The organism is Roseateles saccharophilus (assembly GCF_004342485.1).
Taxonomy (GTDB): Bacteria; Pseudomonadota; Gammaproteobacteria; order Burkholderiales; family Burkholderiaceae_C; genus Pelomonas; species Pelomonas saccharophila.
This window is the reverse complement of record NZ_SMBU01000007.1, coordinates 41,721-67,035: the sequence shown is the minus strand read 5'-3', so window position 1 is coordinate 67,035 and position 25,315 is coordinate 41,721. Positions and strand designations below refer to the sequence as shown.

The 25,315-nt window shown below is 71.9% G+C and carries 26 protein-coding genes; 9 read left to right on the top strand and 17 right to left on the bottom strand.

Translation table 11 applies throughout. From position 1 onward, the window contains the following. Positions 1–52 precede the first annotated feature (52 nt). From EV671_RS08030 to EV671_RS08020, 3 genes are read right to left on the bottom strand one after another with little or no spacing between them, the layout of a single operon-like run. Positions 53–508, bottom strand: coding sequence for an OsmC family protein (locus EV671_RS08030; RefSeq protein ID WP_132570786.1), 456 nt, complete (start codon positions 506–508; stop codon positions 53–55). A gap of 26 nt (positions 509–534) precedes the next feature. Continuing rightward, positions 535–1,188 carry a hypothetical protein gene (locus EV671_RS08025; protein ID WP_132570785.1) on the bottom strand — a complete coding sequence of 218 codons (654 nt, stop codon included), beginning with the start codon at positions 1,186–1,188 and terminating at the stop codon, positions 535–537. After that, positions 1,185–2,216 (bottom strand): NADP-dependent oxidoreductase, encoded by a 1,032-nt coding sequence (locus tag EV671_RS08020; RefSeq protein ID WP_132570784.1) that lies wholly within the window; start codon positions 2,214–2,216, stop codon positions 1,185–1,187. The genes EV671_RS08025 and EV671_RS08020 overlap by 4 nt, the downstream gene beginning before the upstream one ends. Before the next feature lie 75 nt (positions 2,217–2,291). On the opposite strand from EV671_RS08020, the gene EV671_RS08015 reads away from it, so the two are divergent. The 3 genes from EV671_RS08015 (at position 2,292) to EV671_RS08005 (ending at position 6,449) form a co-directional block, all read left to right on the top strand. Continuing rightward, a complete protein-coding gene (locus EV671_RS08015; protein ID WP_165917502.1) occupies positions 2,292–3,176 on the top strand; it encodes a LysR family transcriptional regulator in 885 nt (294 codons plus the stop codon). A 102-nt stretch (positions 3,177–3,278) separates the two neighbouring features. Beyond that, positions 3,279–3,833, top strand: coding sequence for a DUF2242 domain-containing protein (locus tag EV671_RS08010; RefSeq protein ID WP_132570782.1), 555 nt, complete (start codon positions 3,279–3,281; stop codon positions 3,831–3,833). A gap of 84 nt (positions 3,834–3,917) precedes the next feature. Further along, positions 3,918–6,449 (top strand): putative bifunctional diguanylate cyclase/phosphodiesterase, encoded by a 2,532-nt coding sequence (locus tag EV671_RS08005; protein WP_132570781.1) that lies wholly within the window; start codon positions 3,918–3,920, stop codon positions 6,447–6,449. A gap of 24 nt (positions 6,450–6,473) precedes the next feature. Here EV671_RS08005 and EV671_RS08000 read toward each other — a convergent pair whose 3' ends face one another. Then, the gene (locus tag EV671_RS08000; protein ID WP_132570780.1) at positions 6,474–7,187 is read right to left on the bottom strand and encodes a type 2 periplasmic-binding domain-containing protein; all 714 of its coding nucleotides are present in this window, start codon (positions 7,185–7,187) and stop codon (positions 6,474–6,476) included. 185 nt (positions 7,188–7,372) lie between these two features. On the opposite strand from EV671_RS08000, the gene EV671_RS07995 reads away from it, so the two are divergent. After that, on the top strand, positions 7,373–7,762 hold the full coding sequence (locus EV671_RS07995; protein ID WP_132570779.1) for a hypothetical protein: 390 nt from the start codon (positions 7,373–7,375) through the stop codon (positions 7,760–7,762). Positions 7,763–7,871: 109 nt separating this feature from the next. Here the strand turns inward: EV671_RS07995 and EV671_RS07990 are convergent, their stop codons facing one another. The 8 genes from EV671_RS07990 to EV671_RS07955 all read right to left on the bottom strand — a co-directional run bounded on the left by EV671_RS07990 (position 7,872) and on the right by EV671_RS07955 (position 12,327). After that, positions 7,872–9,131: an RNA polymerase sigma factor gene (locus EV671_RS07990; protein ID WP_243655640.1), complete on the bottom strand. Its 1,260-nt coding sequence runs from the start codon at positions 9,129–9,131 to the stop codon at positions 7,872–7,874. A 4-nt stretch (positions 9,132–9,135) separates the two neighbouring features. Further along, the gene (locus EV671_RS07985; protein ID WP_132570778.1) at positions 9,136–9,621 is read right to left on the bottom strand and encodes a VOC family protein; all 486 of its coding nucleotides are present in this window, start codon (positions 9,619–9,621) and stop codon (positions 9,136–9,138) included. A gap of 5 nt (positions 9,622–9,626) precedes the next feature. Beyond that, positions 9,627–10,031 carry a VOC family protein gene (locus EV671_RS07980; RefSeq protein ID WP_132570777.1) on the bottom strand — a complete coding sequence of 135 codons (405 nt, stop codon included), beginning with the start codon at positions 10,029–10,031 and terminating at the stop codon, positions 9,627–9,629. Positions 10,032–10,039: 8 nt separating this feature from the next. Next, on the bottom strand, positions 10,040–10,441 hold the full coding sequence (locus tag EV671_RS07975) for a VOC family protein (protein ID WP_132570776.1): 402 nt from the start codon (positions 10,439–10,441) through the stop codon (positions 10,040–10,042). Positions 10,442–10,451: 10 nt separating this feature from the next. Beyond that, the gene (locus EV671_RS07970) at positions 10,452–10,895 is read right to left on the bottom strand and encodes an SRPBCC domain-containing protein (protein WP_132570775.1); all 444 of its coding nucleotides are present in this window, start codon (positions 10,893–10,895) and stop codon (positions 10,452–10,454) included. Next, a complete protein-coding gene (locus EV671_RS07965; protein WP_132570774.1) occupies positions 10,892–11,434 on the bottom strand; it encodes an SRPBCC family protein in 543 nt (180 codons plus the stop codon). The genes EV671_RS07970 and EV671_RS07965 overlap by 4 nt, the downstream gene beginning before the upstream one ends. Before the next feature lie 12 nt (positions 11,435–11,446). After that, positions 11,447–11,848, bottom strand: coding sequence for a YciI family protein (locus EV671_RS07960; protein WP_132570773.1), 402 nt, complete (start codon positions 11,846–11,848; stop codon positions 11,447–11,449). Between the two features lie 131 nt (positions 11,849–11,979). Beyond that, positions 11,980–12,327, bottom strand: a complete 348-nt coding sequence (locus EV671_RS07955; protein ID WP_132570772.1) for a YciI family protein — start codon at positions 12,325–12,327, stop codon at positions 11,980–11,982. Between the two features lie 111 nt (positions 12,328–12,438). Here EV671_RS07955 and EV671_RS07950 point away from each other — a divergent pair, with 111 nt between their 5' ends. After that, positions 12,439–14,139 carry a GAF domain-containing sensor histidine kinase gene (locus EV671_RS07950; protein ID WP_132570771.1) on the top strand — a complete coding sequence of 567 codons (1,701 nt, stop codon included), beginning with the start codon at positions 12,439–12,441 and terminating at the stop codon, positions 14,137–14,139. Between the two features lie 46 nt (positions 14,140–14,185). On the opposite strand, the gene EV671_RS07945 is transcribed toward EV671_RS07950, so the two are convergent. Together EV671_RS07945 and EV671_RS07940 are read right to left on the bottom strand one after the other, a co-directional pair. After that, the gene (locus EV671_RS07945) at positions 14,186–15,655 is read right to left on the bottom strand and encodes a hypothetical protein (protein ID WP_243655639.1); all 1,470 of its coding nucleotides are present in this window, start codon (positions 15,653–15,655) and stop codon (positions 14,186–14,188) included. Between the two features lie 6 nt (positions 15,656–15,661). Then, complete coding sequence (locus EV671_RS07940) at positions 15,662–16,909, bottom strand: SPFH domain-containing protein (protein ID WP_132570770.1); 1,248 nt, start codon at positions 16,907–16,909, stop codon at positions 15,662–15,664. A gap of 165 nt (positions 16,910–17,074) precedes the next feature. Between EV671_RS07940 and EV671_RS07935 the strand changes: the two genes are divergently transcribed. Further along, positions 17,075–17,776 carry a response regulator transcription factor gene (locus EV671_RS07935; protein ID WP_132570769.1) on the top strand — a complete coding sequence of 234 codons (702 nt, stop codon included), beginning with the start codon at positions 17,075–17,077 and terminating at the stop codon, positions 17,774–17,776. A gap of 32 nt (positions 17,777–17,808) precedes the next feature. Next, complete coding sequence (locus tag EV671_RS07930) at positions 17,809–19,848, top strand: sensor histidine kinase (protein WP_132570768.1); 2,040 nt, start codon at positions 17,809–17,811, stop codon at positions 19,846–19,848. Here the strand turns inward: EV671_RS07930 and EV671_RS07925 are convergent. Then, on the bottom strand, positions 19,845–20,168 hold the full coding sequence (locus EV671_RS07925; RefSeq protein ID WP_132570767.1) for a hypothetical protein: 324 nt from the start codon (positions 20,166–20,168) through the stop codon (positions 19,845–19,847). The genes EV671_RS07930 and EV671_RS07925 overlap by 4 nt on opposite strands. Before the next feature lie 142 nt (positions 20,169–20,310). Here EV671_RS07925 and EV671_RS07920 point away from each other — a divergent pair, with 142 nt between their 5' ends. After that, the gene (locus tag EV671_RS07920) at positions 20,311–20,859 is read left to right on the top strand and encodes a hypothetical protein (protein WP_132570766.1); all 549 of its coding nucleotides are present in this window, start codon (positions 20,311–20,313) and stop codon (positions 20,857–20,859) included. Positions 20,860–20,875: 16 nt separating this feature from the next. On the opposite strand, the gene EV671_RS07915 is transcribed toward EV671_RS07920, so the two are convergent. Beyond that, on the bottom strand, positions 20,876–21,910 hold the full coding sequence (locus tag EV671_RS07915) for a YncE family protein (protein WP_207911113.1): 1,035 nt from the start codon (positions 21,908–21,910) through the stop codon (positions 20,876–20,878). A gap of 162 nt (positions 21,911–22,072) precedes the next feature. On the opposite strand from EV671_RS07915, the gene EV671_RS07910 reads away from it, so the two are divergent. Then, positions 22,073–23,188 (top strand): MBL fold metallo-hydrolase, encoded by a 1,116-nt coding sequence (locus EV671_RS07910; RefSeq protein ID WP_243655638.1) that lies wholly within the window; start codon positions 22,073–22,075, stop codon positions 23,186–23,188. Positions 23,189–23,350: 162 nt separating this feature from the next. Here EV671_RS07910 and EV671_RS07905 read toward each other — a convergent pair whose 3' ends face one another. Beyond that, positions 23,351–25,300 (bottom strand): alkyl/aryl-sulfatase, encoded by a 1,950-nt coding sequence (locus tag EV671_RS07905; protein WP_132570764.1) that lies wholly within the window; start codon positions 25,298–25,300, stop codon positions 23,351–23,353. Positions 25,301–25,315: the final 15 nt, after the last annotated feature.

Sequence of the window (25,315 nt, the reverse complement as noted above, 5' to 3'; positions counted from 1 at the left end):
AAGGCCTTGGGCCTCTGGCCCATGGCGGGCCCGGCGCTCGGCCCGCAGGGAATCAGGCGTCGTCGACCGGCTTCAGCACGGCGCCCGTGCTGTCCAGCACCCGCAGCGTCACCGGAACGGCCGGCGCGATGCTCCGCGTGACGGTGCAGAAGTCCTCGAAGGTATCGAGCACGCGCTGGATATGGGCCAGCTCGGCGGCCGGCTTGCCGAGGTGGATGTCCACGGCCAGCCCTTGCACGCGGTTGCGGTTGCGCTCGTTGCGGCCCACCGTGGCCAGCACCTCGGTGCGCAGCGGCGAGGGGTCGTCCTTGTACTTCTGGCAGGCGAACCAGATGGACGCGCTCAGGCAGTTGCCCACCGCCGAGGCCAGCAGCTGGACGGGGTCGGGCCCGAGGCCGGTGCCGGCCGGCGGCGGCTCGTCGGACAGCAGCACCGGCAGCTCCGGCGCATAGCGGTGTTCGAACTGGTAGCCCTGGCGCTGGGTCAGGGTGACGCTGGGTTGGTCCATGAAGCCTCCGTGTGTGAAGGCGATTCTCAGCGCAGGTCTTCGGTCTCGAAGTAGATCTCGGTCAAGCCCCTGGCCTTGAAGGCTGTTTGCACGGCACCGCTGGGCCTGGACAGGCCCTGAATGGCGACGGCGACCTCGCCGCGGACCTGAGGCGAGTCCAGCCGCAGGATGTGGTCGAAGTCCGGCCGGCGGTCGATGCGCTTGAAAGCGAACCACTCGTCGCCCTTGCCGATCAGCCGGTAGCTCCCCGTTGCAGCCTCGCGCGGAGCCGCCCGAAGGCGGCGGAACAGCAGCACCTCGTCGACGACGACTTGCTGCTCGCCCGCCTGCGGCTTGCCGCCACGCTCGAAGTGGCCTTCGAAGAAGCGCGCCTTGAACTCGCGCAGCGGCTTCACGTGGCCGGGCGCAAGGCGCAGCAGGTCGAAGGCTTCGGGGTCGAAGGTCCAGAGCCTGGGCTCGCGCGCCAGCGTGTCGCGCAGCGCCCGGTCGGCCGCCGCGTCGGCGATGTGGAAGCGGAACACGAGCTGGCTGTCGTGCGGCGCATGGAACATCGGCAGATGCGAGGCATACAGGCCCTCGCGGCCGCCGAAGACGGCCATGCCGTGGCTGCCCATCGCGGTTTCCTCCGCGCGACCGAGAGCCGGCAGCAGCGCGGCGAGTGCGAAGCTGCGGCGCCTCATTCGGCCGCCACGATGAGCTTGCCGCGGTGGTCGCTCGTGAACAGGCTCTGCAGCGTGGCCGGCAGGTTCTCGAAGCCCTTCACGACCGTCTCCTCGAAGACGATCTCGCCGCGCTGCAACATCGGCCCGACGACGCGCAGCATCTCGTCCATGCGATGCAGGTAGTCGCGCGCCAGCATGCCCTGGATGGTGGCACGCTGGTAGAGCATGTGGTGCAGGAAGCGCGGGCCGAGTTCGGGCGTGTCCAGGCCACCGGAATACTGGCTGATGGCGCCGCAGATGACGATGCGGGCGCGGCGGTTGATCAGCGGGATGACGGCATCGGTGATCCAGCCGCCGACGTTGTCGAAATAGACGTCCACGCCGCCGGTCAGGGCCTTGATCTCTTCGGCCAGCGAAGCCGTGTCGGCATGGGCCTTGTAGTCCACCGCCCAGGTCAGGCCGAGCCGGCTGCGCAGCCACTCGCACTTGGCGGCGCCGCCGGCAATGCCGAGCACGCGGCAGCCGTTCTTCAGCGCGAACTGCGCGACCAGCGAGCCCACGGCCCCGGCCGCGCCGGATACGACGACGACCTCGCCCGCCTTTGGGGCCCCCGACTCCATCAGCCCGAACCAGGCCGTGCGCCCCGGCATGCCCAGCACGCCGATGGCCGTGGACGGTGGCGCGAGCGCCGGGTCGAGCCTGCGCAGCACCGAGTGGTGGACGCGCGCATGCGTCTGCCAGCCCAGCATGCCCTCGACCCAGTCGCCCTCGGTCAGGCCGGGCACCGACGACGCCAGCACGCGGCCGACGACGCCGGCCGTCTGCACCGTGTCCAGCGCATGCGGCAGCTCGTTGTAGGTCGGCTTGAGCGACTGGTTGATGCGCATATACGGGTCCACCGACCAGTACCGCGCCTCGACCAGCACCTCGCCGGCCGACAGCGCGGTGGCCAGCGGCATGGTGACGAGTTCGTAGTGCTCGGGCCCAACCAGGCCCTCAGGGTGGCGGCGGTAGAGCCACTGGCGGTTGTTCAGCTGTGCATCCATGCGGCCGATTCTGGGCAGTTGCACATTTCCTGTGAAGCAAAACAAAGTCCACAATCGATGCCCAATAAGACACGAATGAACATGGACATCGCCGACCTGCGCAGCTTCCTCGTCATCGCCCGCCACGCCAACCTGCGCGCGGCGGCGGACGAGCTGCACCAGACGCCGTCGGCCCTGTCCAAGGCCGTCAAGCGGCTGGAAGCCTCGCTGGCCACGCCCGTCTTCGACCGCGTCGGCAAGGCCATCCGGCTCAATGCGGCCGGCGAGCGGCTGCGCGAACGGGCACTGGCCCTGGTCGCGCTGGCCGACCAGACCGAGGCCGAATTCCGTGGTGTGAGCCTGCGCTCACATTGCCGCCTGCTGGCGCCAGCCGTGCTGCAGTGGGGTTTCGGAGCGACCCTCGCGGCGCGCCTGTCGGCCAGCCGGCCGCAGGCCAGCCTGGCCTTCGTCACGCATTTCGAGGACGCTGCGCTGGCCGCCCTGGCCCGCGGCGAGGGCGACCTGGCCCTGGTGACCGGCGTGGCCCTGGGTGCCGCGCTGCCGGCCGGGCTGGCGGCGAAACGCCTGGGCGAGATTCGCATGCAGCTGGCCGCCGGCCCGGACCACCCGCTGGCCGGCCGCGGCGAGGTGCCGACCGCCGAGGTGCTGCGGCACGACTTCGCCTGCCCGCAGCATTCGATGTTCTGCGGCCTGGAGCGCGGGGCCCGTGCCGATGGCTGGCGCGACGACCGCCTGCCCAGACGCATCCGCTTCTGGCTGGACGACCTGCAGCTGTTCTTCAGCCTGGTGCGCAGCGGCCAGGCCCTGGCCTATCTGCCCGACTTCGCGCTGGCGGAGTCGCCGGGCCTGGTGCGCCTGACCGTGCCCGACTGCCCCTACGAGTGCGTCGAACAGGTCCACCTCGTGTGGCGGCCGGCCACGGCCAGCGGCTGGCTGGCGGCCTGTGTGGCCGCCCTCTGACAAGCCCTGTCATCGAGCGGGACGGCTGCCGCGTTGCCGGATGTTGCGGCGCCCGCCGGGTGCCAGCAACAAAGCGCAACCCGACGACGGAATAATGCCGCCATGCTTCGCATCCGCACCCCAGTCCTGATGGTCCTGCTCGGCGCCCTGCTGGCCGGCTGCAGCGCCCTGCCCTCGCTGGAAAAGCCCAGGAAGGCCGTCTACCTGGGCGAGAGCTTCACCGCCGACGAGACCTTCTCGCGCCTGTTCGACGCCAGCCTGGGCGACACCTGCGAGGCCGCGCGGCGCGCGCTGCTGAGCCAGGGCTATGTCATCAGCAAGGCCGACGGCGGCCTGGTGCAGGGCGCCAAGAGCTTCCAGCCCGAGGGCGAGGTGCATGTGGAGATCAGCTTCCACGTCGTCTGCGTCAGCGACGGCCCCAAGCAGCAGGTCGCCACGGCCTATGTCAGCGCCCAGCAGGACCGCTACGCCCTCAAGCGCAACCCGCAGGCCGCGAGCCTCGGCGTCAGCGCGCTGGGCTCGATCTCGGTGCCGCTGTCGTCCACGCAGGACTCCCTCATCAAGGTCGCGTCCGAGACCATCCCGGCCGGCGAGTTCTACGACCGCTTCTTCACGCTGATGCAGCGCATGCTGCGCGAGTCCGCGCCCGACCGCTGAGCCGGCAGCGCGGCGCAAGTAAAGCCGCCGCGCGGGATTGCTTCACACCCGCCCGGGCCGCGCCCCGCCTAGGATGGGGCGGACATGGCCGCGCCCACGCCCTCCACCGCCGTGCCCGAGGTGCCGGGCCGCGCCCCTCCGGCGGGCCTGAGGGCGCTGCTGGCGACCGCCTGGCGGGTACCGGGCGACGACCCGCCGCAGCGGGCCCGGCTGCGCCAGGACCAATGGCGCGCCGTCGTCGACCAGCTGCCCGCCTCCGTGCTGGCCACGGTCGTCACCGTGGGCCTGCTGCTGGCCGCACTCGGCCGCCAGGCCGACGCGGTCCGACTCGGCCCGCTGCTGTTCGGGCTGGCCCTGCTCAACGGCTTCAACTTCGCGCTGTGGTGGTGGGAGCGCCACCGCCGCGCGCCCGATGCGTCGCCACGCGGCCTGGGCGCCGGCCTGCTGCTGGCGCTGGACCTGTTCGTCGGCGGCGTGCTGGACGCGCTGCTCGTGCTGCAGGCCGCCCAGCTGGTGCAGCCCGGCCTGCATGCGCCGCTGGTAGCCGGCCTGGCCGGCGCCATCGCCGCGGCGGCCTGGATGTTCGCGCTGCTGCCGGTGGTGGCCGTCGCCTGGGTGCTGGGCGCCTGCGGCACGCTGGCCGCGGGCATCGCCGGCCTGCCGCTGGCCTGGATGGACGGCCTGCTGCCGCTGCTGCCGCTGTATGCCCTGGTGCTGTGCATGGCGGCGCTGCTGAACGCGCGGCTTTTCCTGCTCGGCCGCCAGGCCCAGCACGAGGCCGCACGCGACCGGCTGACCGTGTCGCTGCTGCTGCGCGACTTCGAGCAACACGCCAGCGACTGGCTCTGGGAGATCGACGCCGGCGGCCGGCTGCGCCATGTGTCGCAGCGCCTGGCCGAGCGCCTGGGCCAGCCGGTCGGGGCGCTGGTTTCGCAGCCTTTGCTGGCCCTGCTGGCAAGGCACCTGCCTGCCGACGACGCCGAGGCCCGGCAGCGCCTGGACCAGCTCGGTACAGCGCTGGCGTCGGACGAGCCGCTGCGCGACCATGACCTGCGCCTACAGGTTGCCGGCAAGGATGTCTGGTGGTCGCTGAGCGGGCGGCGGCTGGGCGGCGACGGCGGCTGGCGCGGCGTCGGCAGCGACGTCAGCGAGGCACGCGAGCGCGAACGCGAGCTGCTGCGCCTGGCCAACCAGGACCCCGTCACCCGCCTGGCCAACCGCCACCAGTTCCAGCGCCGCCTGGCCCTGCACCTCGGCGGCGGCGGGCCGGTCTCGCCCTGCACCGTGCTGCTGCTGGACCTGGACTGCTTCAAGCAGGTCAACGACAGCCTCGGCCATGCGGCCGGCGACCACCTGCTCGCGGCGGTGGGCGAGCGGCTGCAGGAGAGCCTCGCGGCGCGGCGCGGCAGCGGCGACCTCGTCGCGCGCCTGGGGGCCGACGAATTCGCGCTGCTGCTGCGCGGCGAGCCCAGCGTCGAGGCCATCCAGCGCCTGGGCAAGCAGCTGCGCTCGGCGCTGCGGGTGCCGGTGGTCATCGACGGCCACGAGATCGACGTGCGGGCCAGCATCGGCGCGGCCAGCGCGCCGCGCCACGCGCAGACGCCCGATGCGCTGCTGCGCGCGGCCGACCTGGCCCTGGCTGCCGCCAAGGCCGCCGGGCGCGACCGCCTCGTGCTGTTCGAGCCCGCGCTGCAGCAGGAAGCCCAGGAGCGCCTGGCCCTGCTGGCCGACCTGCGGCTGGCGCTGGATGCCGGCCAGCTCGAGATGCACTACCAGCCGCAGATCGAGCTCGCCAGCGGCCGGCTGGTCGGTTTCGAGGCGCTGATGCGCTGGCGCCACCCCAAACGCGGCATGGTGCCGCCCGCCGTCTTCATCCCGCTGGCCGAGGACGGCGGCCTCATCGTGGCCATGGGCGCCTGGGCGCTGCAGGTGGCCTGCCGCGACGCCGCGCGCTGGCCCGGCGAGCTGCGCGTGGCGGTCAATGTGTCGGCGCTGCAGTTCGAGCGCAGCCCCATCGAGCTGCACGTGCTGGGTGCGCTGGAGAGCAGCGGCCTGGCCGCGGAGCGCCTGGAGATCGAGCTGACCGAGTCGGCCGTGCTGAAGGAAGCCCATCACGCCATCGACCTGCTGACACGGCTGCGTGCGCTGGGCGTGCGCATCGCGCTTGACGACTTCGGCACAGGCTTCTCGTCGCTGGCCTATCTGCGCCGCCTGCCGCTGGACCAGATCAAGATCGACCGCGCCTTCATCGCCGACCTGGACCACCCGCATGCCGGCGGCACCGCGCGCGCCATCGTCTCGGCCATCCACGACCTCGCCCACGCGCTGGGCCTGCACACGGTGGCCGAAGGCATCGAGACCGCCGAGCAGCAGCAGGTGCTGGCCGAACTGGGCTGCGGCCTCGGCCAGGGCTTCCTGTTCGCCCGGCCGCTGCCGCGCGATGCGACGCAGGCCTTCGTCGAACTGGCCCACCGTGAGGGCCTGGCGGCGGCCCGCGAGGCGCAGCATGGCCGCGGCCCCGCCAGCACGCAGGCGGCCCCCTGGCCCACCACAAGGCTGCCGGCGCGCCAGGCGCCGCAGCTGCCCGAGACGCGCTTCAACGGCGGCAAATCCTGAGCGGCGCTGGCGCCGGAGCCGGGTTCAGTGCGCCGGCTCGCCGAGCAGCGCGCGGTCGATGTCACCACTGGCGATGGCGCCGCGCAACGCCTCGCCGAGGCGACGTGCCAGCTCCCCATGTCCCGGGCCGACCCAGATATAGAACGGCAGCTGGTTGATGACCTGGGCCTGCAGCGGCCCGCGCGGCAGATTCGCCTCCGCCTGGCTCAGCGAGGCGAGCACACAGTAGTCGACCCGCCCGGCCGCGGCCATGCCCAGGCAGGCAGAAGGCGTGGCCACCGGGTAGCCTGTCCCGCCCTTGGGCAGCTGGTACTCCACGGCGCGCTGGCCGTGCACATGGGCGATGCGATAGCGTGCCAGCCCGGCGAGCGACACCGGCACAGGTGCCGGCAGCGGCCGGCGGCCGTAGGCCCGCACCACGACGGTCCCGAGCGGCGGGTCGACACGCAGCGCGCCAGGCACGTCCTTGTCGAAGCCGTCGACACGCGCAATGTCGACGTCGTAGAGGCCGGCCTTGAGGCTGGCGACAGCACGCTCCGGCGGCTCCTGCGTCAGCGTGTAGCTCAGGCCGGCCTGATGCATCATGATGGCGACTGCCCGCTGGCCGGCCTCGTAGTCGGTCGGGCTGGTGGTGGCGATCACCACGCGCAGCGCTGCCGGCTCGGCTGCGCCACACAGGGCCGGCAGCAACGGCAGCAGCAGCGGGGCGTAACGGAACCAGGGGGCGGGTCGCAGCATGGCCGCCATGCTAACGATGCTTGCAGGGCGGCGCGCTGCGCCGTCCGACCCGGGCGGCAGCAGCGGCAGCAAGGCGCAACACATCGACAGGGCTGGGCGCAGCATGGGGCGATGCCAGGTCACCGGGGCACCGCGCCGGATGCATCGAGATACATCGGCATGGCGGCCTGCAGCAGACTGGCGCGATGACCCTGCAGATCATCGAGACCCCCGTGACCCTGACGGTGGAACAGAGCCTGACCGGATGGCGGCGCGAGTTTTGTGTGGAGCTGCTCGGCGACGGCCAGGCGCGCGTCTTCCTGAGAGCGCTGGCCGCGGCCTCGCTGAAGGCCACCGAGTTGCAGCGCGCCCTGCTGTTCCACCGTGTGGCGGCCGAGTTCGCCGACCTCCCCGGCTGCGTCGCAGCCGCGCGCGAGCCGCTGGAGCGCCTGGCCGGCAGCGCCATCCGGCAGGTGCCGGCCCAGGACAACCTGTTCGCGGCGGTCAGCTACGACCGCGCCGCCTGGGACGCGGTCGTGGACGCGGTGGAGCGCTGGCCCCGCCGCCAGCGCCCGGCCGGCCGCTCCCCGGCCTGAAAAGGCCGTACACGATGTGACCGCGAGCGAATCCCGCCACAGGGTGTAAGCGGCGCCACCGCTCAGAGGTTGAGAGTCTTTCGGCCGTGCCCGAAAGGCTCTCGACCTTTCAGTTCGCAAGGCGCCCTGCCCGCTCCAGCAGCAGGGCGCGCTGCACCTCGTTCTGCGTCAGTTCGGCCGCCTGCAGATAGGCCTCGCGCGCCTCGCCCACGCGGCCCAGGCGTTCCAGCACGTCGGCCCGGGCGCCGGCCAGGAAGGGGTAGCGCTGCAGCTGCGGTTCGGCGGCCAGCGCGTCCAGCAGCGGCAGGGCCGCGGCCGGGCCGGCGGCGAAGCTGACGGCGACGGCGCGGTTCAGCGCAATGACGGGCGAAGGATTGAGGGCCAGCAGGCGGTCGTAGCCGGCGACTATCGATCTCCAGTCGGTGTCCTCGGCACGCGCGGCGCGGGCATGGCAGGCGGCGATTGAACCCTGCAGCGTGTAGGGGCCCGGCTCGCCCAGGCCCAGCGCGCGCTCCAGGGCCGCGAGGCCGCGCTGGATCAGCAGCCGGTCCCAGCGGCGGCGGTCCTGATCGGGCAGCAGCACGGGCCGGCCGGCGGCGTCCAGGCGCGCGGGCAGTCGCGAGGCCTGGATCTCCAGCAGCGCGGCCAGGCCATGCACCTCGGAGTCCAGCGGCAGCAGATGCTGAAGCTGGCGCGCCAGGCGCAGGGCCTCGTCGCACAGGGCCGGGCGCAGCAGGCAGGCGCCGCTGCCGGCGCTGTGGCCCTCGTTGAAGATCAGGTAGACCACGGCCAGCACGGCCGCGAGGCGCTGCTCGCGCTCCTCGGGGCCGGGCAGCTCGAAGGCCTGGCCGTTGAGGGCCTTCTTGGCGCGCACGATGCGCTGGGCCACGGTGGCCTCGGGCTGCAGGAAGGCGCGCGCGATCTCGGCCGTCTCCAGGCCGCCGAGCAGGCGCAGGGTCAGCGCGACCTGGGCCTCGCGCGGCAGCGCCGGATGGCAGGCGATGAAGATCAGGCGCAGCAGCTCGTCGCCGATCTCGGCCTGCTCGCGGGCGGCGTCGAGGTGGTCGACGAAGTCGGGCACGGCATGGGCCTGGGCGGCCTCGTCGTCGGCCGCCAGGGCCTGGTGCTCGCGCTCCAGCATCGTGCGGCGGCGCAGGCGGTCGAGGGCGCGGTTGCGGGTGGTGGCCATCAGCCAGGCGGCAGGGTTGGCGGGCTGGCCGTCGCGCGGCCAGGTCTCGAGGGCGGCGACGAGGGCGTCCTGGGCGCAGTCCTCGGCCTCGTCGAGGTCGCGCAGCATCCTGGCTGCCGCGCCGACAAGGCGGCTGCGCTCGATGCGCCAGACGCCGGCTGCGATGTCCGCATGGCTCACGGGGTCAGGCGCCGTCGTAGGCCTTTTGCAGGGCCGCCAAGTCGATCTTCTCCATCGCCCAGATGGCCTGGAACACGCGCTGCACGCGGGCCGGGTCGGGGTCGCGGATCATCTCGAACCAGGCCGCGGGGATGACCTGCCAGGAAAGGCCCCAGGCATCCTCGACCCAGCCGCAGGCCTTGGGCTTGCCGCCCTTCGCCTGCAGTTGCTCCCAGAGGTGATCGACTTCGGCCTGGTTTTCGCAGGCGACCATCAGCGAGAAGGCCTCGTTGAGCTTGAAGTGCGGCCCGCCGTTGAAGGCCGTCATCTGCTGGCCGAGCAGTTCGAACTGCACCACCATGACGGAGCCGGCCTCGCCCGGCGAGTTCTCGCCCCAACGCTGGGTGTGCACGACATGCCCGCTGCCGAACACCTTCAGGTAATGCGCTACCGCGTCCTCGGCGCCCTTCTCGTACCAGATGAAGGGCGTGAGCTTTTGTTGGATGTGCATGTTGCTTACTCCTGCGGTGGCATGCCGCTCATGTAGACCAGCTCCCAATGATGGCCGTCCGGGTCCTCGAAGCCATGGCCGTACATGAAGCCATAGTCCTGCGGCTCGCTCGGGATGCTGCCGCCGGCGGCGCGGGCCTTGGCGACGAGGGCATCGACCTCCTCGCGGCTTTCGCAGCTCAGGCAGACCCAGCCGCCGGTCGAGGTCTTGTTGTCGATCAGCGTCTTGGGGGTGAAGGTGCGGGCGAATTCCTCGCTCAGCAGCATCGCGTAGAGGTTGTCGCCCAGCTCCAGGCCGGCGCCCTTGTCGTTGGTGAACTGCGGGTTGAAGCGGTAGCCGACGGCCTCGAAGAAGTCCTTGCTCCGGGCCAGGTCCTTGACGGGCAGGTTGACGTAGATCTGCTTGTGCATGGTGGGTCTCACTGGGGTTTGACGAGGGGTTGGACGAGGTGGATGAGGTTGCCGCAGCCGTCCTCGAACATGACGGCTTTGATGGGGCCCATGTCGACGGGCGCGCCGCGCACGAGGACGCCGCGCTCGCGCAAGGTCTGCGCCTCGGCCTCGACGTCCTCGGTGACGAAGGCCGTGCAGGGCCGGCCGCTCTCGTAGAGCGAGCGCTGGAAGATGCGCGCGGCGTCGAAACCGGCGATGGATTCGAGCTGCAGCTCGACGCCGTGCGCGCCCTCGGGCGACACGACGGTCAGCCAGCGGTAGGGGCCCATGGCGATGTCGGCCATCTTCCTGAAACCGAGCTTGCCCGTGTAGAAGGCCAGGGCCTTCTCGTGGTCGTCGACGAAGACGGTGCTGATCTTGATCTGCATAGCGGTGCTTTCAGTGCGTGGATTCGGCCAGGGCCTTCAGGCGCAGCAGCGCCTGCGGCCAGCTGGCCTGCAGGAAGTCGGTGAAGCCGTCGGCCCAGCTCTGCAGCTGCACGACGAGCCGGGTGCCGCCCTCGGGCGTGGGCGCGAACACATAGCGCTCATGCGCGGGCTCGCGGGCCAGCGGGCTGTCTGCCACGGGGCGGCCTTCCCTGATCTCGCCGACCAGGCGCAGCGCCATCAGCTGGTGCAGGCGGCTCTCGTCGACCACGGCCTCCATGCCGAAGCCGCGCGGGTCCAGGAAGCGCAGCCGGCGGCCCGCGGCCCAATGGCCCTCGTAGTAGGAGCCCTCGGCGAAAGCGCGGGTCCAGTCGCGGTAGGCGATGGGGTCGAACATGCAGTCCCAGACCCGCACCACCGGCGCCGCGATGGCGATGTCGAATTGCAGGTCCTTCATCCCTGGCCGCCTTCCGCGATCTGGCGCAGGTTCTGCAGGCCGTCCTCGAAGTCGCTACCCACCAGTTTGTCCATGTCCATGAACAGGCCCATCAGCTTGTGCATGAAATTGGCGGGGCCGTGCATGCGCCAGCTCACCTCGGTGGCGCCGTCGGCCGTGGGCCGCAGCGCGAACTCGGCCTGGTTGTGGGCCTCGAAGGGCTTCACGAATTCCAGCTTCATCTGCACCGCCCGGCCAGGCTGCTGGCCGGTGATCTCCAGGCTGCCGGTACCGACCTTGTCGCTCTCCCACGCATAGCGCGAGCCGATGCCGGCGGCGGCGCCGTCGTAGCGGCCCTTGATCAACGGGTCCTTGCGCTCATAGGGGTTCCAGCGGTTGAAGCCGCGCAGCTCGCCCACCAGGGGCCAGAGCCTGTCGGCGGGCGCGGCGATGCGCAGCCGGCGCTCGACGCTGAACTCGCCGGGGCGGGTCGAGGCATAGGCCATCAGCAGCAGGACGGCGGCGGCCAGGCAGATCAGCACGATCGAAAACTTGCTCATGCCGTGCTCCCCTCAGGCCCGGAAGGCCATGTCGCCGCCGGGCGCGAAGTCGGCGTCCTCGTAGAGGCGGCGCACCTCGACCACGCAGTCCTGACCCGGGAAGGGGTTGGGAAAGCGGCTGGCCCAGGCCTGGGCCTCCTCCACGGAGCGCACCTGGATCAGCGTGTAGCCGGCGATCAGCTCCTTGGTCTCGGCAAAGGGGCCGTCGACGATCTCGCGGCGGCCGTCAGGCCGGTAGTGCTGGCGCCAGCCGTCGCGGCTGGGCCGCAGGCCGGCGGCGTCCAGCAGCACGCCGGCACGCGCCATCTCTTCGTGGAAGCTGCCCATCTGCTCGAAGACGGGTTGCAACTCGGGGCCGGGCGGGTCGCCGCGCTCGCTGGTGGCGGTGGCGCGGACCTGGATCATGAATCGCATGGTGGGTCTCCTGGGTTGGCGAGGCGGCGCAAAACTCGGCGGCCTTCATTCCCACGACGATCCGGCCCGGCCCGGATCGACAATCCTCGGGAAACTACCTAGCCCACGTCGGTCAGTGCGACCGAGGCGTTTCAGGCGTAACAGGGCCCCACGCCGCGGATCTCCACGGTCGCCCATTCGGCTGCCGGGCAGCGTTCGGCCCAGGTCAGCGCGACGGCGGGGTCCTCGGTGTCGAGCAGGAAGTAGCCGCCCACCATCTCCTTGGCCTCGGCGAACGGGCCGTCCCAGACCTGGGTGCCGCCCTCGCGCCTGGTCATGCGCCTGGCGGCCGTGCCGAGGGAGTTGGTGCCGAGCAGCAGGCCCGCCGACTGCAGATCGGCGGCGAAGTCCTGCATGCGCCGGTAGACCACCTCGCCGGCGGCACGGCCGCGCTCGGCGCGCTGGCCTGGGGGTTCGACGATGAGCAGCATCTGGGGCATGGCGGGAATCTAGTCAGCGACAAGGTGATAACGCCGATTCTGGACTGCTTGTACCCGGCTGGTGCAAAGTCAGCCCATCGGTGCCCGCCGAGGCGCCGGCAGAGGTCAGGGATGAACGACAGCCCCCAGGTCGCGATGTTGTCCGTGCGCGCCGTGCCCGGCCTGCCCATCGTTGCGGCAGCATCGGGCCTGAACCGCGTGCTCGGCCACGAACCCGGCGAGCTGCGCGGGCGCGGCTTCGCGTCGCTGTGCCCGCCGCTGCAGCCCGATGGCCGCGACTCGCATCAGACGCTGGCCCGTCTCTTCGACGAGATGGCGGGCGGCGGCTCGAGCAGCCTGGCCTGGACCTTCCTGACGCATGCCGGCGTCGCCCGCCCGCACGAGCTGCACCTGACGCGGATGGGGAACGACGGCGAGCCCCTGGTGGCCGTCTGCATCGTCGACCTGAGCCGGCTCAAGTTCATCGAGGCGATGAGCGCCGCCGAGAACGAGCTGCTGCAGATGGTGGCCACGGGCCAGCCCCTCGCGCCGGTGCTGGCGCGGCTGACGGCCCTCATCGAGGCCCAGTTCGACGGCCTGTTCTGCTCCGTACTGCTGCTTGACCTGGGCGGCCGGCACGTGCGCACCGGCGTCGGCCCGCGCATGCCCGGCGACTACATGCGGGCCCTGGACGGTTTCGAGGTCGGCCCCGCCGCCGGCAGCTGCGGTACGGCCATGCACGACGACCGCACCGTCGTCGTCACCGACATCGAAACCGACCCACTGTGGGCACCCTACAAGCATCTGGTCACTCCGTATGGCTTCCGGGCCTGCTGGTCCGAACCCATCCACGCGGCCGGCCAGGGCGTCATCGGCAGTTTCGCGATGTACTACCGCGAATGCCGCGCGCCCGGCGAGCAGGAGCTGGCCGCGCTGCGCAGCGCCAGCCACCTGGCCGGCATCGCGATCGACCAGGACCGTCGCGAACAGGAGCGCCTGCGCGCCGCACAGTGGCTCGAGGAGCAGGTGGACAAGCGCACCGCCGAGCTGCTGGCCGCGCAGGACGAACTCGTCAACAGCCGCAAGCTCGCGGCGCTGGGCCAGATGCTGTCCGGCATCGCGCACGAGATGAACACGCCGCTGGGCAACGCGCTGCTCGCCGCGGACGTGTTGCGCAGCCGGGGTCGTGTGCTGGCCGATAGGCTCGCCGGCAATGCGCCGCTCAAGCGCAAGGAGCTGACCGACCTGCTCGGCCAGACCTCGGGCGCCGCAGAGCTCGTGCAGCAGAACGTCGACCGCGCGCTGCGCCTCATCAACCGCTTCAAGCAGCTCACCGAGGACAGCGGCCGGGCGGTGCGCATGCGCTTCCAGCTGCGCGACGCGGTGCTGCAGGCCTGGGCCCGCGTGCAGACGCGCTTGCGCGTGCGCCATGTGCAGTTCGTCTGCGACCTGCCCGAGGACCTCGCGCTGGACGGCTACCCCGAGGTGCTGCACCAGGTGCTGGAGCAGCTTCTCGAGAACGCCTGCCTGCACGCCTTCCACGGCAGCGCCGGCCAGATCCGCGTCGGCAGCGCGCCGGCAGCTCTGAACCGCCTCGTGCTCGAGGTGCGCGACAACGGTGCCGGCATGCCACGCGCCGACGTCGAGCGTGCCTTCGAGCCCTTCTTCACGACCACCTTCGGCCAGGGCGGCAGCGGCCTGGGCCTGTTCGTCGTGCACAACCTCGTCAGCGGCCTGCTCGGCGGCAGCATCCAGCTCGACAGCCAGCCGGGCCAGGGCACGACGGTCCGGCTGGAGCTGCCGCTGCTGGATGCATTACGACTGGCGGCCTGAACCCCTCAGTTTGCGGGCCGAGCGCCGGGCCGCTCCCAGGCTCACCTCAGCGGCGGATCGGCGAGCCGCCGCGCCAGGCGGGGTCCGACCAGCGCTGGAAGGCGCCGAGCAGGGCCGGCTCGGGTGACTGGCGCTCGGTGGCCAGCGTGGCGAGGGACACGACCTCGAAGCTGCGGCGGTACCTGCCCTCGGCGCGGAACTCGCGGGCCAGCAGCATCTGCGCGCCGCCCGGCACCCAGCCGGCGAACTCGGCCACGCCCAGGCCCGGCTGGGCCGGCGCTGGCGGCATCACCTCGATGCGCCAGCCGTCGCGATCCTTGACGAACAGCCACAGCTCGCGCCAGCCGTCCAGCGGCTGCACCGCCAGGGCCAGTGCGCGGCCTTCGCGGTTCAGCGACGCGGACGCGAGCGCGACCTGACCGAAGCTGCAGCGGCGCGCGGCCAGCTTGGGGCCTTCCTTCAGCTCGACGCAGCGCTCGCCGTCGGCGCCCGGTTGCAGCACGAGCTGCACGGCGCCGAGGTCGCGCGCCGCCAGGCTCGTGCCCAGCCAGCGCGCGGCGTTCACGCGCATCGCGGCGTCGGCATAGGCGGCCTGGTCGTCCTCGGTCAGCTCGGTCGGCACGATGGCGGCGAACTCGGCCAGGGCCGGCGCGGCCTCGCCGGTCGCGCCGCGGCGCAGCTGTGCGAACGCCAGGCTTGCACTGACCGCTGCGCGGCGCATCTGCAGGCGGTTCTTCCAGTGCGGGGGCAGCGAGGCGGCGTCGACCTGGGCCAGCACCTGCTGGCGCCACTGGTCGCGCGCCTCGGCCTCGCGCGGCGTGGCGCGCGGGTTCAGGCAGTCGGGGCGGGTCAGCGCGAGCGCTGCGCGCACACGCTGCTCTGGCGTGGCGGCCACGGCCAGCACGCGGCGGAAGGCCTCGCCGTCGTAGCAGACCTGCACGCGACCGTCCTCGGCGTCGAACTGCTCGAACTTCAGGCCATAGCGCGCGGCCACGTCGATCTGCGCGGCCAGCTGGCCCTCGGCGGGCTTGGCATTCGGCAAAGCGGCGCGGTCGGCAATGCGCTCGGCGAAGGTGCCCATCGCGTCCAGCGCCTCGGCCCCGCCGGGGCCGGCCAGTTCGGCCGGCGTGGCGGCCTGCACATAGGCGGCGGCCAGGCCGAGGCCCAGGCCTTCGGTGCCCCATTGCTGGCGGGCCAGGCGCAGCTGGGCCAGCAGCTCGGCCGTCGCGCCGTCGCCGCGCGGCATGACCAGCACCTGGCCCTTGCGCAGCCAGCCGCCGCGCTCGCGGCGGTAGTCCCAGACCTGCCAGTGGTCGCCGCGCTCGGCACGGATCTCCAGCGCCTCGCCGCGGCCCATCTGGGCCTGCAGCGAGGCCGTGTCCCGCGGCGCGCCGCGCAGCGGTGCGTCCTGCACGACGAGGCCGGCGCGCGGGAAGTCCGCCGGTGCGGCATCCGCCTTCGTGATGACGAGGGCCGCAACGGCGGCGGCCAGGACGATCAGCGCAATGCGACGCATGATGGCTTACTCCTGCTCCGTGCCGTTGGCCTGCTGCGCGGCCTTGGGCACCGTCGTGCCGGCCAGCAGTGCACTGCCGATGAAGCCGCCCGAGCCGGGCGGCGCGATGATGACCTGCACCTTGTCCGAGAGCTTGTCGGCCATGGCCTTCTGCACCAGCAGCGGGTGGCGGGTCAGCAGCTCACCTTCGGTCGCCATCTGGCTGGCATTGGCCTTGCCCACCTGCGCGAGCCGGTAGGCCTCGGCATCGGCCAGCTTCTGGCGTGCTTCGGATTCAGCGGCTATCTCGATGCGGCGCGCCTTGGCCGCGCCTTCGGCCTGCTGGATGCGCGCGGCGCTGTCGGCCTGGGCTTCCAGCGCGCGCTGCTCGATCTGCTTCTGCTTGAAGGGCAGCACATGCTTCATGGCCTCCTCCTGCGCCCTGGCGGCGATGATCTGCTCGCGGCCGGCGGCCTCGGCGGCGGTCTCGCGGCGCACCTTGTCGGCGGCGGCCTGCAGCTCGGTCTCCTTGACCTTCTTGTCGGCGATCTCCAACGTGTAGCGCATGCGCTCGCTGGCCAGGCTGTCGGCCAGCAGGCTGTCCATGCCGCGGCGGTAGTCGGGCGGCAGGTCCACCGAGCCGATCTGCACGCCCTTGAGCACGATGCCATCGGCGGCCAGCTTCGCCCGCAGCTCGGCTTCCAGCGACGCGGCGATCTCGGCGCGCTGGCTGGAGAAGATCTCGCGCACCGTGTGCCTGGCGATCTGCTTGTAGACGACGGCCTGCACGGCCGGCGTGATGACGTCGGCCTCGATGTCGTCGGGCAGCTTGCGCGCCAGCTCGGCCAGGCGTGTGGTGTCGACGGCCCAGCGCACATTCATGTCCAGGCCCAGCGACAGACCTTCGATGGACTGCAGCGGCGCCGGGCCGCCGGCCTTGGCCAGCGAGGCGGGATGGAAGCTCTGGTCGCGCAGCGGGAACAGGCGCACCTCGTGCAGACCGGGGATGCGGACGAAGCTGCCCTCGCGGAACTCGCTGGTGCCGCCGCTGAACTGGTTGGTACGCAGCGCGGCCTGGCCGCGCGGCACGGCCTGGATGGGCGGGTGAGTCACGACGGCATAGCCCGCGCCGGTCACGGCCGTCAGGATCAGCAGCGGGGGCAGGGCGCGGCGCAGCGAGCGCGCGGCGCCGGGCGCAGCGTCGAGCCCGCGGCTGGCGCCACGGCCGAAGGCATTGCGGATCGAGGCAGCGAGGGTCTTGAGGCGTTGCAGCATGGTGGGCTCCTTGGTGGCTGCATCGCTTCTTGTTGTTGGCGATGCATGGCAGCCATGGTTCCCAGTCATGCGGGAAGGGACGAGGGGGAGGCGGGGTGGGAGTCTTCCGTCGGGGCGGAAGATTCCTTCCACCGCCACTGCGCCCCCGCTCCAGATAATCCCCTCATGCCCCGCATCGCCGTCATCGAAGACGACCCCACCACCAGCGCCCAGCTCGCCGGCTGGATTCGCGCCGCCCGCCCCGAGCTGGTCGTCGACCAGCATTTCGACCGCGACTCGGCGGAGGCTGCGCTGCGGCGCGAGCGCTACGACCTCGTCGTGCTGGACATCGAGCTGGGCCGCGAGCGCAATGCGGGCGTGGCGCTGATCAACGAGATCAACAAACAGGGCCTGGGCACGCCGGTGCTGGTCGTGTCGGCCATGCCGGCGGCCATCTACCGCAGCATCATGAAGGCGCTGGACGCCTGGGACTACCTGCAAAAGACGACCTTCGACGAGGCCGAGTTCGTCGAGACCTTCCTCGACATCCTGCGCACCGCGCGCCTGAAGGAGCCGGCCAAGACGGCTGCCCCCAGGCCCGCGGACGACAGCCTGCAGCTCGACCCGCTGAAACAGCGCACGCCGATGTGGCGTGGCCAGCGCATCAACCTGCCGCTCACCGCGCAGCGCATCCTCGCGACGCTGCACGAGCGCACGGGCGAGGTGGTCAGCTATGAAGAACTGTTCGACGTCGTCAAGAGCGGCCGCAACCGCGACAACGTGCGCAAGCACGTGGCCACGATCCGCGATGCCTTCCGCGACGTGGACCCGACGTTCGACGGCATCGAGAACATCCCGATGCGGGGCTTTCGCTGGTCCGGCGGATGAAGCTCGGCCGGGTCGACTTTCCCTTGCCCGACATGCCGCGCCTCGGCGTCGCGGCCTTTCGCAATCGCATCGTCTTCCACCTCGTCTTCGTCGCCCTGGTGCTGGCCACCCTGGCGCTGGCGCTGGCGCTGTTGAACGAGGAGCGCCAGCGCAACGCGCAGCGCTACGAGCAGACCTTCGCGAAGTCGCTGGCCGAGATCGTCGCGCAGCTGCGCCACCCTTCAGGCCAGCTGGCGCTGATGAACCCGGAGCCCTCGCAGGTGGAGGCCGGCTGGGTTGCGCCGCTGGTGCTGCCCTTCGCGGCCATCGACTTCGACGACGCGACCAAGGCCCAGCGCGCGGTCGACATGGCCGGCTGCGCGCTGCAATACCCGGGCGGCGCCAGCCTGTGCGTGGCGGTGGGCAGCAATGCCTATGCCGGCGGCTTCGCCTACCTCGTCGCCAGCCTGGACGCGCCGCCGCTGGTGCCGCGCGAGCACGGCGCGCTGGACCTGGCCGACCTGCATCGCCTGCGCATCACCCTGCGGCGCGATGGCGCCGAGCAGCACTGGCTGGCACCCGTCGAGGCGCTGGACGCGCAGCGCGGCCAGCTGCCCGGCTTCATCGTCGACGGGGCCGACAACAGCACCACGCTGCCGCGCAAGGCCCGCCCGCAGCGCGACTTCCGCGGCTGGGTCTGGCGCGAGGGACCCTGCTTGAATGCTGCCACCAGCGCGGCGGACTGCGTGCGCCGCACGACGATCTCCGTGCGCCTGCCGGTCGAGGCCTTCCGCGAGGCGCTGTTCCGCCCCGGCGGGCCGCAGTGGCCGCCCGCGGACCTGGCCCGCACCGGCCTGCGCCTGGCGCTGCTCGGGCCCGGCGGCGCGACCCTGTTCGACAGCGCCACGCCCGGCGCCCAGCCGCCGCTGACGCTGGCGCGGCTGTCCGGCACGCTGGCGCCGGGCGAGACGCTGAGGATCACGCGCGGCGCCAACGTCGTCGCGCTGCTGCAGGGCGCCGACGAGACCTCTACGCCGCCCTCGCCCTGGCTGACCGCGCTGATCCAGCACCTGCCCGCGCCGGCCACGCCGCGCAGGCTGCAGGCCACCGACACCGTGACGACGCCGGCCGGCCGCTTCGACGTCACGCTGACCGGCGACCTGCTCGGCCTGGACCGCTCCCTGAGCGCCAGCGCCGCGCGCCTGGCCTGGCCGGTGGGCGCGATGCTGGGATCAATAGCGCTGGCCTGGCTCATCATCGAGCTCGGCCTGATCCGCCGCGTGGCCACGCTGACGAAGCGCGCCGCCGCCCTGTCCCACCAGCTGCAGGCGCCCGAGCGCTTCGAGCTGGGCACGCTGGACGTGGCCGACCTGCGCGGGCGCGACGAGCTCGGCATCCTGGCCGGCAGCCTCGCCGATCTGCTGCAGCACGCGCGCGACAGCCTGCGCCGCGAGCAGCTGCGCGCCGAGCGCGAGCACGACCAGTGGCATGCGGTGGGCCACGAGATCATGTCGCCGCTGCAGTCGCTGATGCTGCTGCACGCGGCCGACGGCGACCCGAGCCGGCGCTATGTGCAACGCATGCAGCAGGCCGTCAAGGTGCTCTACGGCCAGGCCTCGCCCAGCGAGGCCCTGGCCGCCGCGACGCTGGCCGTGGGCCGGCTGGACCTGGATGCCTTCCTGCGCGGCGTGGCCGAGAACGCGGCCTATGCCGGCATCGCCGACGTGGCCTATGCGCCGGCCGGTGAGCCCGTCTGGGTGCAGGCCGACGAATACCCGCTGGAGGATGCGATCACGCATGTGCTTGGCAATGCCGACCGCTACCGCCTGCCCGGCACGCCGATCACGCTGACGCTGCGCATCGAGGGCGAGCTCGCAACGGTCGACATCCACAACCAGGGCCCGCAGATCGCCGACGACCAGCTCGCGCGCATCTTCGACTACGGCGTCAGCGATGCCGAGCCCGAGGACGGCGTGAGGCGAGGGCAGGGCCTGTTCGTGGCCAAGACCTATCTGGCCAAGATGGGGGGCAGCATCGCGGGGCGCAATGTGGGCGATGGCGTGGTGTTCGAGATCGGGCTGCGGACCGCCTAGGCTTTGCGCACGCGGCTCAGCAAGTCCCGCGCCGCCAGCTCCGAGCTGAGCGACGCCTCCAGCGGCGCCCGGCACAGCCCGGCGTGGGCGTATTGCAGGTTCTCGTAGATCTCGGCGCTGGCCGGGAAGTGGTCCAGCAGCAGCGTCAGGGCCTCATGGCCCTGGTGGGCCTGCAGCTCGGCACCGATCTTCTGCACCAGCAGCCGGTACTGGTGAGCGTCGGCCGCCGCGCCCTGGCCGTCGAGCGCCTGCAGCAGTTGCGCGAGGCGGACGAAGGGCAGCAGTTCGGTGGGAACGGTGAGCCGGACGACGGAGGACATGGTGGTGGCTGTGCGAGGTCTTCAGGCACACAGATGCCCCCGCACCGCCGCGTTTCAAGATGCCGGCCCGTGACAGGCTGCACGGCAGCCGCGCGCCATCAGGCAACATCGGCCGCTTTCACACCCAGAAGGCAAGCCACCCATGTTCAAGTCCGCCGCCGCCTCGCTGCTCGCGCTGAGCCTCGCCCTGCCGGCCCTGGCCGCCGAGCTGCGCGTGCCCCTGCCGGGTCGCGACGACCTGGTCATGGACCTGCCCGAGGGCTGGCATGCGCAGATCCGCCGCCCGCGCCCGGAGCTGCCGCCCACCGTGGAGATCACGGGCGCCGATGCCGCGGCGCTGCAGGTCCTGGTCACGCCCATCTGGCCGGTCGCCCCAGCCCAGACCCCGACGGCCAACGACATCCGGGCCCTGGTGCAGGGCGCGGCCGACCGGGCCCGGCCGCGCGCCGTCGAGGCCGAGCTCAAGCTCAGCGATCTGGCGGCGACGGGCCGGCACGGCTACTACTTCTCCGCCACCGACCGCACGCCCGAGCCGGGCGGCTTCAGGCATCTCACGCAGGGCGCCGTCGCCGAGGGCGAGCTGCGCGTGAGCTTCACCATCCTCGCCAACGGCGAGGCGGACGAGCCCACCAGCCAGGCGCTCGCGCTGCTGCGCTCGATGCGCCGCGCCCCCGCGCACAAGGCACCTTAGGGCAACGACCGGGCGGCTACTTCTCGCCCACCACCAGCAGCGTGAACGAGCCGGGCTTCATCGTGCGGCGCGGGCGCGTCTGGCCCGGCGCGGCGGGCTGCTCGTCGAACTCGGCGGTGACGAGGTAGACCCGGTGCTGCGCCGCGTCGAGCGCCATCGTGCGGGCGCCACGCGCCGTGGCGACGGTCTGCCGGGGCGTGTAGCGGTCGGCCGCCGCGGCCTGGATGACGGACAGCGTGCCGTCGCCCTGCGAGCTGAAGACGAGGCCGCGCTCCGCGTCGAAGCCGTTGGCGTCCACGCCCTCGCCGATGGGCAGCTGGGCGACGGTCTTGCCGGTGTCGGCGTTGACGACCAGCAGCGCCTTGTTGTGGCAGCCGACGAAGAGCCGGCGGGCCGCGCGGTCCATCGCCAGGCCGGCGGGCTCGTCGCAACCGGGCAGCGGCCAGGTCGCGACGACGGCGCGGGTCTTCAGGTCGATGGCCTGGAGCTGGTTCGTGTCCTCGATGTCGATGAACATCCGGCCGCGCCCGTCGACCACGGCCGCCTCCGGCTTGCCGGCCAGCGCGATGGTGGCGACGAGCTTGTCGCCCACCGCGTCGATGACGCTGGCGTCGTGGCTGCGGCCGTTGAAGGCGAGCACCTGCTTCGTCCCCTCGTCGTAGGCGATGAAGTCCGGGTTCTCGCCCTTGGGCGTGGCGATCTTCGCCGTCGTCTTCAGGCTGCTGGCGGTGAAGACACTGACCGAGTTGTCGCGGCCATTGCTGGTGAAGCCCTTGTCCAGCTCCGGCGCCAGCGCGATGCCATGCACGCCGGGCGTGTCGGGGATGTCGCCGACGACGCCGCCGGTGCGCGGGTCCACCACCTGCACATGCTGGCCGCGGGCGATGAAGAGGCGGTGCGAGGGCGCGTCATAGCTGAGGTAGTCCCAGCCGCCTTCGCCGCCGAGGGTGTAGCGCTGCAGCACCTGGAAATCGGCCGCGGCGGCGGCCAGCGGCAAAAGCGCGAGGGCCAGCAGGCCGGGCAGGCGGAACTTGGCGGTCTTGGGCATCATGTGTGCTCCGTCGGACGGGGAAGGCAGTGTAGGCAGCCCGGCCTTGAAACGGCTGCCACCACCTCCACGTCCGGCTGCTGCCCGCTTCCCGGGGGCCCGACGCGCCCCCTACGCCCGATGAAATCTCTCGGCAAACGCGCCTCCGGCCTCCGCCTCGAACGCATGCGGGACTCGCCCCGCTACCTGAAGAGCGAGGCGGGCGAGGGCTTCCGCAACGTGCATCCCATCCAGCCCGGCCTGCGCGACAGCACCGAGCGGCCGTCGCTGGGCGACTTCCTCTGCGCCGAGGGCCGGCGCACGCCGCAGGGCCCGCTGCCCTCGGTCAACCCGCTGGACGCCTGGCTCAAGCCCACGGGCAGCGGCCTGCGCGCGACCTGGCTGGGCCACTCCACCGTGCTGATCGAAATCGACGGCCTGCGCGTGCTGACCGACCCGGTCTGGGGCAAGCGTGCCTCACCGTCGCAGCTGGCCGGCCCCAAGCGCTTCCAGCCCGTGCCGCTGGCGTTGAAGCAGCTGCCGGCGCTGGACGCCGTCATCATCTCGCACGACCACTACGACCACCTGGACCACGGCACCATCCGCGAGCTGGTCAAGCTGCAGGGCGTGCCCTTCATCACCTCGCTGGGCGTGGGCGCCCATCTGCAGGCCTGGGGCGTGCCGCCGGAGCGCATCGTCGAGCTGGACTGGTGGGAGCACTGGCAGCACCCCGCAGCCGAGCTGCGCATCCACGCCACGCCGTCGCAGCATTTCTCGGGCCGCTCGCTGGGCGACCGCAATGCGACGCTGTGGTCTTCCCTCGTCATCGAGACGCCGCGGCACCGCGTCTTCTTCAGCGGCGACACCGGCCTGACCAGCGAGTACGCGGCCATCCGCGAGCGCTTCGGCGGCTTCGACCTCGTGATGCTGGAGGTGGGCGCCTTCCACCCGTCCTGGGGCGACATCCACCTCGGGCCCGAGAACGCACTGAAGGCGCTGCAGCACCTCGGCGGCGGCGCCTTCCTGCCGGTGCACTGGGGCACCTTCAGCCTGGCCCTGCACGACTGGGACCAGCCGGCCGAGACGCTGCTGGAGCTGGGCCCGAAGCAGGGCGCGCAGCTGCTGATGCCGAGGCTGGGCGAGGCCGTGGAGCCGGCGCACGGCGAGCCGGCCAAGCCCTGGTGGCGCGCGGCGGACGTGCCGGCGCACCGGCGGGCCAAGCCCGCCAGGCCAGCCAGGCCGGCGGCCGAAACCGAGGACCCGCGCCAGCTGCCCCCGGCCATGCCCTGGCCGCTGGACTGAGTCGCGGCCGAGGACAGCGCCTGCGCGCTGTCCGACGCGTGACGAAGGACCGCCGCCCTGCCAGGCGGCGGGCATGGGGCGCGACCGAGGACATGCCGGGGCCAGTGGCCCCGGCCTTCGCGAGGCACAAACGGTCCACCGGACCGTTGTTTGTGTCCGCGCTCAGCGAGTGACGATGGGGAAGGTCCCCGGCGCCTTGTCCATCAGGCCGAGGAAGCGCAGCAGGTCGATCCGGCTGCCCGTCACCTTGATCTCGTCCGACGTCAGCATGTCCTTGGCACCGGCCGTGCCGGCCATCATGCGCACGAAGAAGGTCTTGGTCAGCGTCATCGTCGCGTTCGCATCGGCGGCCGGTTCGGCGCGACGGAAGTGCAGCACGGCGTTCTCAATCCACAGCGCATAGGACTCCTTGGTGTCGGTCAGCACGAGGTTGATCTTGAAGTCCTTGCCCTCGGCGGCCGGGCCGTCGAGGCCGGCGGCCATGGCTTCGAGGAAGCGCTCGATGGGGGTCTGCACCAGCATGTCGAGGAAGGCGGCGCGGCTGGTGCCCTGCTTGGGCGCGCCGCCGCGCAGCTCGGCCGCCGCGGTGAGATAGCTGTTGCGCCAGGTGGCGGCCTCGGCCGCGTAGCCGAGCTGGTCGTAGCTGCGCGCCAGCAGCTCGCGCGCGGCCCGATTGCCGGCGTCGGCGAAGACGACATGGTTCAGCAGCTCGACGGCCCAGCGGTAGTCGCCCTGGTCGAAGGCCTGCTGCGCGGCGGCCACGGCCTTGTCGGCGCCGCCGGCCAGCGCGACATAGCGCCTGGCCATCTCCACCGGCGGCAGCGGGTCGAGGTGGGCCGGGTTGCCGTCGTAGGCCCCCAGGTAGAACTGGTAGACGGCCTTGACGTTGTGGCGCAGGTCGCCGTAATAGCCGCGCGTGCCGAAATAGCCCTGCAGCGAGGCCGGCAGCCTGATCTGGTCGGCGATCTCATTGGGCGTCAGGCCGGCGTTGATGAGGCGCACGGTCTGGTCGTGGGTGTATTTGTAGACGTCACGGTGCTTGGTGATGAACTCGGCGATGCGCTCGTGGCCCCAGATGGGCCAGTTGTGCTGGCCGACGTAGACCTCGGCGTCGCCGAGCTGGTCCAGCGCCTGCTGCATATAGCCGGCCCAGCGCAGCGCGTCGCGCACCTTGGCGCCGCGCACGGGCAGCAGGTTATGCATGGTCTGGGCGAGGTTCTCGGCGCCGCCGTAGAGCTTGAGCGCCGGCACCGAGAACGTCATCTCGGCCGGTGCCTCGGCGCCGGGGACGTTGTGGAAGACGAAGCGCACGCCGTCCAGCACGCGCTCCTCGGTGGGCTGCGTGATGAGGTCGGTGGGCGCCAGCACGCCGAAGCTGCCGTAGCCCACGCCCTTGCCCAGGCCGGTGTCGACCATGCCCCTGGCCGAGCGCTCGAGGTTCTTGCCGAACTGGTAGTAGGAGCGCCGGCCCATCGCGGTGCCCACCAGCACGTTCTCGCTGGTGGCCTCTTCCATGAAGCCGGCCGAGGCGACGACGGGCACGCCGCCGCGCACCTGCTCGGGCGTGAGCACGCCGAGGGCGCCGCCGAAGTGGTCGATATGGCTGTGCGAGAACAGCAGCGCCGTGACCGGCTTGTCGCCCAGCTGCCGGCGCGCGAAGGCGAGGGCCGCGGCGGCGGTCTCGCGGCAGGTCAGCGCGTCGACGACGATCCAGCCCGTCCTGCCCTCGATCAGGGTCATGTTGCCGAGGTCGAAGCCGCGCAGCTGGTAGACGCCATCGACGACCTTGAACAGGCCGGCCTGGGCATTGAGCTTGGCATGGCGCCAGAGGCTGGGATTGACCGTGGGCGGCGCGTCGCCGGCGACGAAGTGGAAGGCGTCGAAGTCGGTGATGACGCTGCCGTCGGCCGCGAGGATCTTTCCCGTGGGGCGGGCGACGAGGCCGCGCTGGGCGTCCTCGAAGCCCTGGGCGTCGGCCAGTGGCAGCGTCTTCGCGAACTGCGCGTTCGCCTGCACCGTCGTGGCGGTGGCTTCGCCGGCCGGGGCGGCGGTTTCGCGGCTGCAGCCTGCCAGCGCCAGGGATGCAAGGACTGCGGTCGTCATCGTCTTCATGGGGTCGTCTCCTGG

Excerpts from the sequence above, each read along its gene's own strand:
- EV671_RS07970 (WP_132570775.1), bottom strand. The coding sequence starts at position 10,895 with ATGAAGGACCTGCAATTCGACATCGCCATCGCGGCGCCGGTGGTGCGG.
- EV671_RS07935 (WP_132570769.1), top strand. The coding sequence starts at position 17,075 with ATGCCCCGCATCGCCGTCATCGAAGACGACCCCACCACCAGCGCCCAG.
- EV671_RS07955 (WP_132570772.1), bottom strand. The coding sequence starts at position 12,327 with ATGCCCCAGATGCTGCTCATCGTCGAACCCCCAGGCCAGCGCGCCGAG.
- EV671_RS08000 (WP_132570780.1), bottom strand. The coding sequence starts at position 7,187 with ATGCTGCGACCCGCCCCCTGGTTCCGTTACGCCCCGCTGCTGCTGCCG.
- EV671_RS08005 (WP_132570781.1), top strand. The coding sequence starts at position 3,918 with ATGGCCGCGCCCACGCCCTCCACCGCCGTGCCCGAGGTGCCGGGCCGC.
- EV671_RS07930 (WP_132570768.1), top strand. The coding sequence starts at position 17,809 with ATGCCGCGCCTCGGCGTCGCGGCCTTTCGCAATCGCATCGTCTTCCAC.
- EV671_RS07945 (WP_243655639.1), bottom strand. The coding sequence starts at position 15,655 with ATGCGTCGCATTGCGCTGATCGTCCTGGCCGCCGCCGTTGCGGCCCTC.
- EV671_RS07975 (WP_132570776.1), bottom strand. The coding sequence starts at position 10,441 with ATGCAGATCAAGATCAGCACCGTCTTCGTCGACGACCACGAGAAGGCC.
- EV671_RS08030 (WP_132570786.1), bottom strand. The coding sequence starts at position 508 with ATGGACCAACCCAGCGTCACCCTGACCCAGCGCCAGGGCTACCAGTTC.
- EV671_RS07985 (WP_132570778.1), bottom strand. The coding sequence starts at position 9,621 with ATGCACATCCAACAAAAGCTCACGCCCTTCATCTGGTACGAGAAGGGC.
- EV671_RS08015 (WP_165917502.1), top strand. The coding sequence starts at position 2,292 with ATGAACATGGACATCGCCGACCTGCGCAGCTTCCTCGTCATCGCCCGC.
- EV671_RS07960 (WP_132570773.1), bottom strand. The coding sequence starts at position 11,848 with ATGCGATTCATGATCCAGGTCCGCGCCACCGCCACCAGCGAGCGCGGC.
- EV671_RS07940 (WP_132570770.1), bottom strand. The coding sequence starts at position 16,909 with ATGCTGCAACGCCTCAAGACCCTCGCTGCCTCGATCCGCAATGCCTTC.
- EV671_RS07905 (WP_132570764.1), bottom strand. The coding sequence starts at position 25,300 with ATGAAGACGATGACGACCGCAGTCCTTGCATCCCTGGCGCTGGCAGGC.
- EV671_RS08010 (WP_132570782.1), top strand. The coding sequence starts at position 3,279 with ATGCTTCGCATCCGCACCCCAGTCCTGATGGTCCTGCTCGGCGCCCTG.
- EV671_RS07910 (WP_243655638.1), top strand. The coding sequence starts at position 22,073 with ATGCGGGACTCGCCCCGCTACCTGAAGAGCGAGGCGGGCGAGGGCTTC.
- EV671_RS07980 (WP_132570777.1), bottom strand. The coding sequence starts at position 10,031 with ATGCACAAGCAGATCTACGTCAACCTGCCCGTCAAGGACCTGGCCCGG.
- EV671_RS07925 (WP_132570767.1), bottom strand. The coding sequence starts at position 20,168 with ATGTCCTCCGTCGTCCGGCTCACCGTTCCCACCGAACTGCTGCCCTTC.
- EV671_RS07950 (WP_132570771.1), top strand. The coding sequence starts at position 12,439 with ATGAACGACAGCCCCCAGGTCGCGATGTTGTCCGTGCGCGCCGTGCCC.
- EV671_RS07920 (WP_132570766.1), top strand. The coding sequence starts at position 20,311 with ATGTTCAAGTCCGCCGCCGCCTCGCTGCTCGCGCTGAGCCTCGCCCTG.
- EV671_RS08025 (WP_132570785.1), bottom strand. The coding sequence starts at position 1,188 with ATGAGGCGCCGCAGCTTCGCACTCGCCGCGCTGCTGCCGGCTCTCGGT.
- EV671_RS08020 (WP_132570784.1), bottom strand. The coding sequence starts at position 2,216 with ATGGATGCACAGCTGAACAACCGCCAGTGGCTCTACCGCCGCCACCCT.
- EV671_RS07995 (WP_132570779.1), top strand. The coding sequence starts at position 7,373 with ATGACCCTGCAGATCATCGAGACCCCCGTGACCCTGACGGTGGAACAG.
- EV671_RS07965 (WP_132570774.1), bottom strand. The coding sequence starts at position 11,434 with ATGAGCAAGTTTTCGATCGTGCTGATCTGCCTGGCCGCCGCCGTCCTG.
- EV671_RS07915 (WP_207911113.1), bottom strand. The coding sequence starts at position 21,910 with ATGATGCCCAAGACCGCCAAGTTCCGCCTGCCCGGCCTGCTGGCCCTC.